The sequence below is a fragment of the Moorena sp. SIO4E2 genome (assembly GCF_010671945.1).
Taxonomy (GTDB): domain Bacteria; phylum Cyanobacteriota; class Cyanobacteriia; order Cyanobacteriales; family Coleofasciculaceae; genus Moorena; species Moorena producens.
On record NZ_JAAHIE010000188.1, the window covers coordinates 1 to 12509 of the forward strand.

Below are 12509 nucleotides of genomic sequence, written 5' to 3' on the forward strand. Positions count from 1 at the left end.
GGAATGGGGAATGGGGAATGGCTAATCGGAACCCACCCCTAACCCCGACCAGGAGGGGAAGAGCGGGAGATGGGTCGGTAATCGGTGGAAATTCTGGGAGATTTTCCGACATATTTTGAGAAATTTATTCCCAATGCCAGTACGTACTCGCCCAAATGTAAAAAACCTACCCAAGTGAGGAGATAGGAACCCACCCCTAACCCCGACCAGGAGGGGAATATAGGGAGATGGGGGAGATTTTTATTAAGGGTAATTGTCATAACATGATATTAGCCTTCTATTGCCGAAGAGTGTTTTTGCATGCATTGAGATGCAGCCATCAACTGATTCTACTAGGAGAGATCATTCTCTGGTCCTAGGTATAGAATTGTTATAGCTATAGGATTGCTAATTAATTGTTTCATAATCAGGGTTAATTAAATTTTTAATGCCATAATTTAGCCCACGGAATTATCCTTGGGCTTACCGATTTTGGATCTAACTATTTTAGAGTTTGCCCACAAATCCTATCAAAGATGGTAGCATCATAAGTGTATTATCAAAGAAGTGTATTATCAAAGATAATTAAACCGGCGGCGGATAAGACCAAGTAGTTAAAGTAGGACTACATATCCAGATTAGGAGATGGTAAGATTAAATTTATCTGTAGCCGTAATTTCCAGAATTGGTATAAACTTGATTTACATTTATTAAGATAAATCAAGTTTGACATGACAAAAGTATTGTGAAAAAAATACTATAAATAACCCAAGCCAAAGGAGTTGATAGCACTCCGGAATATTGATAAGTTTTGCTTCTACATCGATCAACTATAGCATCGATGTGAAAAGGGTTATAAACCTGGACAATCCGGATTATTGCCCTGAGAGTTGGTAATTATTAGTGTCTCCCTGCAAAAATTAGCATCCTCTTGGATATACAACAGGGGGCTGAAACCTTATCAACTAGTAAAAGGGGCAGACAATTGCAACAACTAACATTAAACGAGCAAGATGAGTTAAATACTCCTCAAAAAGGATTAAATCTAGGTCCGCTTTTGAGGATTGCCCGACGCCAAGCCATGGTGGTTGCAGGGATTGCAGGTTTAGTGACTGTTGCTGCTACCTTTTTGAGTAGCAAATCTCCCTCTATATATTCAGGTAATTTTCAGCTGTTAGTCGAACCAGTCACATCTGCTGCAGCAATATCCACTGAACCAATGACACTTACTCGGGGTCAGGGAAGAATACCTGGTGAGAGAAATTTTGAACTGGACTATGCAACTCAGATTAAAATCCTAACCAGTCCTGAAGTCTTATCTAAAATCGTCAATAAAATTAAATTCCAGTATCCAGAGTTTAAGCTTGGGCTACTTCAGTATTATTTAACAGTTGAACGTCTCGAAGAAGAAAGTCAAGGTGAAAATACTAAAATCCTATCAGTTACTTATAGTGGGACAGATCCCAAACTAGTAGAGTTGGTCTTAAAGACAACAGCTGAAGAATATGAAAAGTATAGTTTAGAAGACCGAAAAACTCGCATTGGCCAAGGGGTTAAATTTATTAATGAGCAACTTCCTAAATTACAGGATAGAGTTAATATTATCCAAGGAAATTTGCAAAACCTGCAACAGCAGTATCAGCTAATTGAACCTCAATTTGATGGGGGACAATTATCAAACAAAGTTAGTAAAATTGGCGACCAAAAAAGAGATACAACCAGGCAGCTACAAGAGCTAATTAAATTAAAAAACAGCTTACAAAGACAATTAAAACTATCGCCAAATGAAGCTTTAGCTTCTTCTGCCTTGAGTGAAGATCCTAACTATCAGAAGTTACTGGCGGATCTTAAAGAAATAGAAAGTAGAATTGCGATAGAATCCGCCCGCTTTCAGCCAGAGAGCCCTAATATTCAAACCCTACTAGAGCAACGGCAAAACCTAGAAACTCTTCTCAATCGGGAAGTACAACGGATTCTGGGTCAGAACTTAGGAGGTCAACCGATTAACCCCCGAGTGCGAACCCTTCAAAATCCAATTCGTTTACAACTGATTCAACAATTGGTTGATACCACCAACCAAATTGAGGTACTACAGGTTCGTAATCAGGCTCTGATACAAACCAAAAACACTGTTGATCGCGAAGTCCAAGAATTCCCGATTTTTGTCCGTAAGTATAATGATCTACAGCGGCAGTTACAAATTGCTACTCAAACTCTCAACCAACTAGAAACTCAGAAAGAGACCTTGCAGGTGGAGAAAGCTCAACGGGAAGTGCCTTGGGAGATAGTTTCTCAACCTCAGCTTTACCGCGATCCGACCGGTGCACCGATCGGAAAATCTAGTCAGAATAAGTTGATCTTGATGGGAGTTATGGGCGGTTTAGCTTTAGGGATGGGGACAGTTATCCTTTATGATAAGTATCGGAATATCTTCTATGAAATCAAGGATATTGAAGAAGGCCATAATTTACCTGTTTTAGGAGAAATACCATTTAGTAAAAATCCTGAACCATTCAATAATTTTAGTGTAGATTTTGACAACGATGAGGACAGAATTTCTGAGGATAATCGATTTAAAAAAGCATTCGAATCTCTCTACACTAACATGCATTTCCGCTTCTGTAATCCACCCCTTCGCTCCATCGCCATTTGCTCGGCTATGGCTGGGGATGGTAAGTCTAGTGTCGCCTTAAACCTAGCTCACATGGCAGCCTCCAGAGGTCAGCGAGTTCTATTAGTAGATGGTAATCTCCATTCACCTCAACTTCACACCAATTTGAATTTACAGAACTTGCCAGGACTGAGCGACTTGCTATCAAACGACCTAGAGGTTGTGATGGAGCGATCGCCTTTCTCAGATAATCTTTTTGTGTTGACTTCTGGGCAAGCCTTAGTAGAATCTGCTCCAGATCTGGCCTCTCCTCGCATGGAAAAGATTATGGGGCATTTTCAGGAAAAATTTGACTTGGTTATCTATGACACTCCTAATCTACTGAACTATACAGACGCCAATTTCCTAGCTGCCCATACAGATGGAATCTTGATGGTGGTCGGATTCAGAGGAACTAAGAAATCTCAATTCAAGCAAGTCCTCGATCAAATAGACAGGTTTGGCTTAACCTGTCTGGGCGTAGTAGTTAATCGTGTCCAACCATCTTCCCTGACTGTCTCACCCTAGAACATCGGTTCTTAAAGGTTATTCGGTTGTTCGCCATTTTTGAATTAAGAATGTAGAATTAAGAATTTAGAATTCCAAATTCTACATTCTACATTCTACATTCTGCATTCTGACAGACAACCTTGGCCTTTAGGCCACCCTACGCGAATAACCTGCCACCGAAACTTATTCTGCCGGATACGATATTACCTATCCTCCATGGGATCGCAATCCGGATTCTGAGTTCACAGTTAGTAAGAACAATTAATAACATACTGTCACCAAAGTTGCTTTAGTCTAAGGAGGCGGCAAAATTGGTACGGACAATGGAGCCTAATCAGGTGATGTTAATGAAGGCGTTACATCCCTTGAAACATTTGAAGATTTTTCTCGATCTATTCCATCTCTTAGATAAGGTGTCAATCTACGAACTACGAAAAATTCATAGAAACAGACATACCGTTGCCCCGAGTTCACGATGACAATTGCCTATCTAGTTAATCAGTATCCTAAGGTAAGTCACAGCTTTATCCGGCGAGAGATTGCAGGTCTTGAGGCTTGCGATATTCAAGTCAAACGTTTTTCTATCCGTTCCTGCGCCTCTGAACTAGTTGATCAAGCCGATCAACTAGAGCTACAGAAGACTCGATTTGTCTTAGGAGTTGGCATCGTGGGCTTGTGTTTTAGCCTATTACGCACTGCCTTAACCAGACCGATACGTCTTTTGAAGACCTTAGAGCTGACCCTCAAAATCGGCTGGGGTTCAGACCGAGGAGTTTTGAATCATCTAGCGTACTTAGCTGAGGCTTGCCTTCTGCTGGGTTGGTTTTCCGAGTCAGATATTGAGAAGGTTCACGCCCACTTCGGAACAAACTCAACTACAGTAGCGATGTTATGTCATGCTCTCGGTGGACCATCTTACAGCTTCACAGTTCATGGTCCAGAAGAGTTTGATAAATCCCAACTTCTCGCTTTAAGAGAAAAAATCAACCGAGCTGCTTTTGTGGTCGCGGTTAGCTCCTTTGGCAAAAGCCAGCTTTATCGATGGTGCAGCCACAAACAGTGGTCAAAAATCCATGTGATCCACTGTGGTGTGGATGAGATGTTTTTGAGTAAAACCCACACCCCGATACCAGAGGTGCCACGCTTAGTTTGCGTTGGTCGCCTCAGTGAACAAAAAGGACATCTACTCTTGATTGAAGCGGCCCATCAGTTAGCCGCTGAGGGCTTGCAGTTCAAGTTGGTACTAGTGGGTGATGGACCGTTGCGTACGCAAATTGAAGCAACTATTGCCCAGTTGGGTTTGCAAGACCACATTGAGATTACTGGCTGGGCTAGTAATACTGAGGTTCAGCAACAAATTTTAGCAGCACGGGCTCTCGTACTGCCCAGCTTTGCGGAAGGATTACCAGTCGTGCTCATGGAAGCTTTAGCCCTGGGTCGTCCAGTGATTACTACTTATGTTGCTGGGATACCGGAGTTGGTGGGTGATGGCAGCTGTGGTTGGCTGGTGCCACCCGGTTCTGTTGAAGCTTTAACCGCAGCAATGGCTGAAGCCTTAAACTCCCCGGTGGAAACCCTGGAGGAAATGGGTAAAGCTGGGGCGGAGCGGGTGGCTAGGCGGCATGATGTCGCAACAGAAGCCAAGAAATTGTCAGCCCTATTTTTGTCTAATCCTGAACTACCTCCAAAGCAAGCTCCGATTGAGGCACCACCAAGGAGTGCTAAGCTCTCACGTATTTAAATTGTGAATCAAATTGTGAATCGGGGCAACAGATGAGCATTTTCGGCGTTGCTGAATTGAAGTATGAATTTATTTGTCTTGTTTCAGTAACGCCCCCGTGGGTCCCCCAAAATTGGGGGACTTGAAATTATCTTTCTCCCCCAGAATTGGGGGTTGGGGGGCAAAATCATACCTGTAATTAGCAACGCCCCATTTTGAATAATTTCCCTTATTTGTAACAGTTAGCTGATGCGTTTTGTATTTTTGCTTTCAGACTTTTCAACAAGCACCACTTGGCAGGGAATATACCGTGTCCTTCGCCGTCCTAAGCTAAAGCCAATTCAGAGTTGGGTCAGGCGTAGGTGGCTTTATAAATCCGAAGTAAACGGCGGAGACCTGAATATCATGCGTCACTGCTTGGCAGCTCGGGAATCTGGGGCTGATGCAGTAATTGCCACCATGACTGGTCGTAACACCTTTGGTAATACTTGGGGGATTCACGATCTACCCTTTATCCGTTGGGCAGATCGTCGTCCCGATGATGTATGCATTATTCCTGATTGGCTCACACTATTGATCAATGATGTCAAAGGACCAGCGATCGCTTATCTCCAGGTTCCAATTTTGGTTAAAGCGGATTTTGACTATCGAGATAGCCGTGTGGCTCTTTGGACAGACTCTCCCTTCATGAAGGAAATATGCGAAGCCACTTATCCTGGCAAAGACATTGAGATCGTTCCCAATGTAGTTGACAACAAGGCATTTCCATTTATTCCTCAAGCAGAAAGAGAAGCAGGTTTGGTCTTCGCCTTTCCCAGAAAAGGTCCTGAGTTCATCACCGAGACTGAGGAATGGTATCAAAAGTTAGGTGGTACATACTGGAGATTTGAGCGTGTGGATGGACTTCCCTTTCACGAACTAGCAAAGCAGTTTAGACGACCACAAGTCTTCCTGGCATCTGCAGAGGTTGAGGGTTGTGCCCTTCCTCCCCAAGAATCCATGGCAGCAGGAATTGTGGTAGTGGGCAAGACTGCCCGTGGGGCAAATTTCTGCATGGAACACCGTAAGACTGCTATGGCTGCCGAGACTCCTGAGGCGGCAGCACGATGTCTTTTGGAACTAGAGCATGCAGAACTTCGTGACAATATTTCACGCAATGCTCACGACTATATTAGTCGTTATTTCTCATCTCAAGAGCCAGCCCGTTTCTGGCAAAAGACCGTTCGCGAGTATTCATCTGGTGCTCAACAACTATTATCTACCTAGCTGTAACTTAAAACCTACATTACACAACATGCTCAGATATCAGCTGTAGAGCCAATCTTTAAAACTAACTAAATTATCTGATGCCTTTAAGTCTGCAACCCCACCCATCCCGTCTACCTACTCGGAAATCTAACCATGTCCTCATCACTTAAAAAACAACTCCTCCGTGGGGCTATTTGGACAGTAGCTGGTTATGGAACAAGTCAGTTTCTGAGACTGGCAAGTAATCTTGTTCTGACCCGCCTGCTTGCACCAGAGTTTTTCGGCTTAATGGCTCTAGCCAACGTTTTCATCATTGGCTTACGGTTATTCTCCGATGTCGGTATTGGTGCAAGCATCATCCAGAATAAACGTGGGGATGACCCAGTTTTTCTGAATACTATCTGGACTATTCAGGTTTTGCGGGGCCTTTTGCTGTGGGTGGCTTGTCTTATAATTACTTGGCCAGTTGCCCACTTCTATAATAACCCGCAGCTGTTATGGCTGATGCCAGTAATTGGTGTGATTCCACTGATTGAGGGATTCAACTCCACTGCTGTGTGGAGCCTCAACCGCCAGATGGCATTTGGCAAGATCATGATGTTTGAGCTGGTGGGGCAATTGTCCGGCCTGATCTTGATGGTCACTTGGGCTTTTGTCAATCGGACAATCTGGGCTCTTGCTATTGGAAATGTGCTGACGGCATTGGTCAAAATGGTAATGAGTCATTGGTTAATTCCTGGAAAATCAAACCGCTTTACCTGGGAGAAAGAGGCAGCTAACAGCATTTTTTCCTTCGGGAAATGGATATTTATTTCAACGGCCCTTACCTTTCTCGCGACCCAAGCCGACCGACTAATTCTAGGCAAATTGTTTTCATTTGAGCTATTGGGAATTTATGGTGTTGCCTTTAATTTAGCGTACCTACCTTCCCAGGTAATCTCGGCAATTAGTTCCAAGGTGCTTTTGCCAACGTTTTCTCAGCTGGCTGATTTGCCTCGGGAAACCTTTCGGATCAAGATTTGGTACAATCGGCAACTTATCCTAGTGGTTGCAGCATTGATGTTGACAGTCAGTACTGCTTTTGGAGATGTTGCGATTTTTATCTTATATGATGAGAGGTTTTATGAGGCGGCTTGGATGTTACCAATCCTGACCCTAGGCATCTGGCCTGCATTATTAATTGATACCGTTCAGCAAGCCCTGATGGCTCTTGGCAAGCCAAACTATAACGCTTACAGTCAATTGGTCAAGAGTCTTAAGGTTTGTATTGGCATACCCCTAGGATTTTATCTGATGGAAAAGTTGGGAAATGGACCACTCGGAGCAGTAGTCGTGATTGCTTTCAATGACATTCTCCCTTATCTAGTAATAACTTATGGTCTCTGTCGTGAAGGGCTTTCCTTTATTAAGCAAGACCTCTGGGCTACTGCACTACTGTTGACATTACTGATGTGGGTGATTTGGGCTCGATATATGTTGGGTTTTGGATATCCCATCAGTGGACTTTTTTAAAACAGGGAACAGGGCACAGGGAACAGGTAACAAAAATTATTACAATCTATTTAGGATTGCTATTATTTAATAAAACTAAAATTAATTAAAAAAACTAATGGATGATAAAATGTATTCCAAATTAAACTATTGCCTAGAGCCAGAAAAATTAACTAAATTTGCGAATGATAATTGTGAAACATACGCCCAGTCTGAGCCATTCCCACACATTATCATGGATAACTTTTTTCCAGAAGATGTCCTAGATAAGATTCTGAATGAGTTTCCTAAAGCTGATGCAATTGATTGGCAAAAGTTTGATGCTGCACCAGAAAAAAAACTGGCCTCAAAATCGGAAATACAAATGGGAGAGTACACCCGATTTTTTCTGTATCAGCTCAATTCATCAACTTTCCTTAACTTTTTAGAAACCTTAACTGGCATTGATGGAATAATCCCTGATCCTCATTTTGTTGGTGGTGGCTTACATCAGATCGAAAAAGGTGGTTACTTAAAAATCCATGCTGATTTCAATCGCCATACAAAATTGCGCCTTGACCGCCGCTTAAATCTTCTGATCTATCTCAACAAAGATTGGCAAGAAGACTATGGTGGTTATTTTGAAATGTGGGATAAAGAGATGACAAAGTCTCAGAAAAAAATTCTCCCCGTCTTCAACCGATGTGTCATATTTAATACTACCGATTTTTCCTATCACGGACATCCTGAGCCATTAACTTGTCCAGAAGGACGGACTCGGAAATCCTTGGCACTTTACTACTACAGCAATGGCAGACCAGCTGAAGAGCTTTCTAATAGTGGCGACCATTCTACATTATTTAAGGCTCGACCAGGAGAAAAAATACAACTTAAAAAATCTCCAGTAACCAAAGTCAAGAAATTTATTAAGAAGTTAATTATTGAGTAAGAATTCAGCCGTCAGTGGTCAGTGGTCAGCGGTCAGCGGTCAGCCGTTGGCCTTTGGCACCTCAAGTAGCGTGGAACAGGCTTCTGGGAGCATGTCACCTTTGTAATTAGGTACATAGATCCCCCCTAGCCCCCCTTAAAAAAGGGGGGAATTAGATTTAAAAGTCCCCCTTATTAAGGGAAACGGGGGATCTGAACAGGGATTAACAAAATTGACATGCTCCCCAGGGTTCGACGCTGTGACCTAACCCATAAGCTGATCACTGATAGCTGATAGCTAATACCTGATAGCTGATAGCTGATAGCTGATAGCTGATAGCTGATAATTACTCAAACAACTCTGTTCACGTTCATGCCCAAAAAAGCCAATGAGTTTTTTAGTCCCCATCGTCATGTTCGGCTGGATTCCAGTTGTTCTTTATCTCTTCATGAGAATTCCAGCTCAGCGGGCAGTCATTGTGAGTTTCATCGTAGCATGGCTATTCTTACCTGTGGCAGAATATGCTTTGCCTGGTCTACCTGACTATACTAAGATGTCGGCAACTTGCTACGGTATTTTGTTGGCTACGTTTATATACGATGTTGGGCGTATTAGCTCCTTTAAATTCAGCTGGATTGACTTGCCCATCCTGATTTGGTGCCTATGTCCATTGGCTTCATCTATTACGAATGGCTTGGGGGCTTACGATGGTTTCTCTACTGTTTTGACGCAAACCTTGACCTGGGGAGTACCCTATTTTCTCGGTCGGATCTATCTCAATAACTTGAGTGGATTACGTGACTTGGCAATTGGGATTTTCATGGGGGGGTTGGTATATGTTCCCCTATGTTTGTACGAAATTCGTTTTAGTCCCCAGCTCCATAGGATATTGTACGGCTTCCATGCTCATCCTGACTTTGGCCAAACAATGCGTTACGGGGGATGGAGACCGACAGTATTTATGATCCACGGTTTGCCAGTGGGTATGTGGATGATGGCAGCTAGTTTAGTGGGAATTTGGCTATGGCACACTGGGGTGATCAAACAACTCTGGAATATTCCCATGAAGTGGCTGGTAGCTGCGTTGTTGATCACATTTATATTGTGCAAATCCACTGGTGCCTATTTTTTACTACTCTTGGGAGTTGGCATCTTGTTTGTGGGCAAGCAATTTCGTACTGCTTTGCCAGTCTTTATCCTAATTGGGCTTATTTGTTCTTACTTATACATTAACTCACAGACTGAAACCTACGTTAGTGATCAGATTATCTCAAATGTATCGAGTGTGGTTCCTGCAGACCGTATCCAATCCTTACAGTTTAGATTTGATAATGAAGAGCTACTTGTAGATAAAGCACGGGAACGGATCGTGTTTGGCTGGGGAGGATGGGGAAGAAGTCTGATCTTTAATGACAAGGGTGAGCAAGTTACAGTTCCAGATAGTTTGTGGATTATTGCGTTTGGTGAAACTGGTACCGTTGGACTAGCCAGCCTGACCACATCCTTACTAATGCCGGTGTTGACTATGTTTTGGTTCCGTTGTCCAGCCGAGTTGTGGCCAAAGCGGCAAGCGTCACCAGTGGCGGTGCTGACCGTGGCCGTAGCGTTATACATGGTGGAATTTATGCTCAATGCCCATGGTAATCCAGTCTTTGTATTGGCTTGTGGAGGACTATCAGGATTGGTGATCCAAGAACCTACAACCAATAAGGTTAAAAAAGTCCCGGCATTGGCAGCCCAGCGTTATCGTAATCAAAATCGTAATCAAAATCGTAATCAACGAAGACAAGTTCAACGGAATTAGGGATGATATAGCAGGGAGTAGGGAGTAGGGAGTAGGGAGTAGGGAGTAGGGTAAAAAATCTGTGTAAATTATTACGATCAACAACAGGATTTTGTTACTAAAAAAATCTAAATTAACTAACAAATAATAATTATTTAGCTAAGGAAAAAAAACGCCAAATTTAGTTATGTCTAATGAAGTAAAAAACAATCCCGTAAATTCTTTACTTATAGTAATTGTTAACTACAAAACCCCTAGTTTAACTATAGACTGCTTACGCTCTCTAGGGGATGAAATGCCAGGTTTATCGAATACTCGGGTGGTAGTAGCAGATAATGCCTCTGGGGATGGATCGGCTGTTGCGATTAAAAATGCGATCGCAAACGAAAACTGGGGTAGTTGGGCATCGGTGATGGCACTAGAGCACAATGGTGGATTTGCCTTTGGCAATAACGCTGTGATCCGCCCAGCCCTGAAGTCTAATCAGCCACCGGATTATGTGTTGTTGCTCAATCCAGACACCATTGTTCGTCCTAGGGCGATCAAAACCCTGGTGGAGTTTATGAGTGACCATCCCCAGGTGGGTATTGCTGGCTCTCGCCTGGAAGAGCCTGACAGTACCCCTCAGTGTTCAGCATTTCGGTTTCATACCGTCCTCAGTGAGCTAGATTCTGGTTTGCGTCTCGGTATCGTATCGACATTATTATCGGAGTGGGTAGTTTGGCCACCGATTCCTGACCAACCCTGTCCAACGGATTGGGTAGCTGGGGCAAGTATGATTATTCGCCGGGAAGTGTTTGAGCAGGTTGGCCTGATCGATGAAGCGTATTTCATGTATTACGAAGAAATGGACTTTTGCCTGCAAGCCCAGAGGGCTGGCTGGGAATGCTGGTATGTCCCTGAAAGTCGCGTAGTCCACTTAGTTGGACAAAGTTCAGGTGTTACCGACACCAAGCGTCCACCCAAACGCCGACCCCAGTATGTGTTTGATTCTCGACGACGGTATTTTCTTAAAAACTATGGTTGGTTTTACGCTGCTCTAGCGGATCACACCTGGGCTTCTAGTTATTTATTGTGGCAATTGCGCCGAATGGTTCAAGGTAAGCCCGATAATGACCCACCCCAGTTACTTACTGATTTTCTGCGCAATAGTGTGTTTTGTAAAGGAGGTGCTTTTAGTAGTCCGAAGATTTCGTGATTAGTTATTAGCTATCAGCTATCAGCTTTCAGTTATCAGCTTTCAGCTATTAGCTATCAGCTATCAGTTATCAGCTATCAGCTTTCAGCTATTAGCTTTCAGCTATTAGCTATCAGCTATCAGTTATCAGCTTTTAGCTTTTGAATAAAACAGGTAAGCATTGGTTTAATCTGAGTTACGTCAGCTGACCGCTGACCGCTGACCGCTGACCGCTGACCGCTTACAATTCCCGATTCCCGATTCCCGATTCCCGATTCTAAATTCTAAATTCTAAATTCTTCATTCTAAATTCTACATTCTAAAAACAGATTATGGTGATGCCAACAGATTTAACGGCAAATTCTACCCAGCCAAAAACCGATAATTTGGGACTTTGGCAACAAATTAAAGAAGATTGGAAAGCCCATGGTTGTGATTGGACTAAGCCGGGATTTCGGGCTGTAGCGGTGCAGCGGTTTGGAGTTTGGAGAATGAACATAGAGCCGAAGTTACTACGGGCTCCGTTTAGTATTCTCTACCGAGCATTATATCGTAAAGTTCGTAATACCTATGGGATTGAATTACCTTACACCGTAAAGCTTGGTCGCCGAGTAATTATTGAGCATCAAAGTGGGATTGTGATTCATGGGGATTGCACCATTGGTGATGATACTATCCTCCGTCAAGGAGTAACTTTGGGGAATCGTTACTTAGATCGTCCTTTGGATGCCCCCATTTTAGGAAAAAGTGTCAATGTTGGGGCTGGTGCCAAGATTTTTGGCAAGGTTACTATCGGTAATGGGGCAAATATTGGTGCTAATGCTGTAGTTTTATCTGATGTACCTGCTGGCGCAACGGTAGTGGGAATTCCTGCTAAAGTTATTAAGGTGCGTTCTTTTGAAGAGAATGGCTCTAGTTGAAATGTAAACAAGGGAATCGGGAATCGGGAATCGGGAATCGGGAATCGGGAATCGGGAATCGGGAATCGGGAATCGGGAATCGGGAATCGGGAATCGGGAATCGGGAATCGGGAATCGGGAATTG

At 43.3% G+C, this 12509-nt stretch carries 8 protein-coding genes; all 8 read left to right on the forward strand.

What is annotated here, in order from left to right:
- Positions 1-964 precede the first annotated feature (964 nt).
- The 8 genes from F6K37_RS19245 to F6K37_RS19280 all read left to right on the forward strand — a co-directional run bounded on the left by F6K37_RS19245 (position 965) and on the right by F6K37_RS19280 (position 12385).
- On the forward strand, positions 965-3157 hold the full coding sequence (locus F6K37_RS19245; RefSeq protein WP_063747945.1) for a GumC family protein: 2193 nt from the start codon (positions 965-967) through the stop codon (positions 3155-3157).
- A 457-nt stretch (positions 3158-3614) separates the two neighbouring features.
- Positions 3615-4880: a glycosyltransferase family 4 protein gene (locus F6K37_RS19250; RefSeq protein ID WP_009148942.1), complete on the forward strand. Its 1266-nt coding sequence runs from the start codon at positions 3615-3617 to the stop codon at positions 4878-4880.
- 228 nt (positions 4881-5108) lie between these two features.
- Positions 5109-6125, forward strand: a complete 1017-nt coding sequence (locus F6K37_RS19255) for a glycosyltransferase family protein (RefSeq protein WP_044494313.1) — start codon at positions 5109-5111, stop codon at positions 6123-6125.
- Between the two features lie 135 nt (positions 6126-6260).
- Positions 6261-7619, forward strand: coding sequence for an oligosaccharide flippase family protein (locus F6K37_RS19260; protein WP_287251612.1), 1359 nt, complete (start codon positions 6261-6263; stop codon positions 7617-7619).
- Between the two features lie 97 nt (positions 7620-7716).
- A complete protein-coding gene (locus F6K37_RS19265) occupies positions 7717-8526 on the forward strand; it encodes a 2OG-Fe(II) oxygenase (protein ID WP_287251614.1) in 810 nt (269 codons plus the stop codon).
- 367 nt (positions 8527-8893) lie between these two features.
- Positions 8894-10309 (forward strand): hypothetical protein, encoded by a 1416-nt coding sequence (locus tag F6K37_RS19270; RefSeq protein ID WP_044494311.1) that lies wholly within the window; start codon positions 8894-8896, stop codon positions 10307-10309.
- A gap of 166 nt (positions 10310-10475) precedes the next feature.
- Positions 10476-11486, forward strand: coding sequence for a glycosyltransferase family 2 protein (locus F6K37_RS19275; protein ID WP_287251616.1), 1011 nt, complete (start codon positions 10476-10478; stop codon positions 11484-11486).
- A 311-nt stretch (positions 11487-11797) separates the two neighbouring features.
- Positions 11798-12385, forward strand: coding sequence for a serine O-acetyltransferase (locus F6K37_RS19280; RefSeq protein WP_287251617.1), 588 nt, complete (start codon positions 11798-11800; stop codon positions 12383-12385).
- Positions 12386-12509 lie beyond the last annotated feature (124 nt).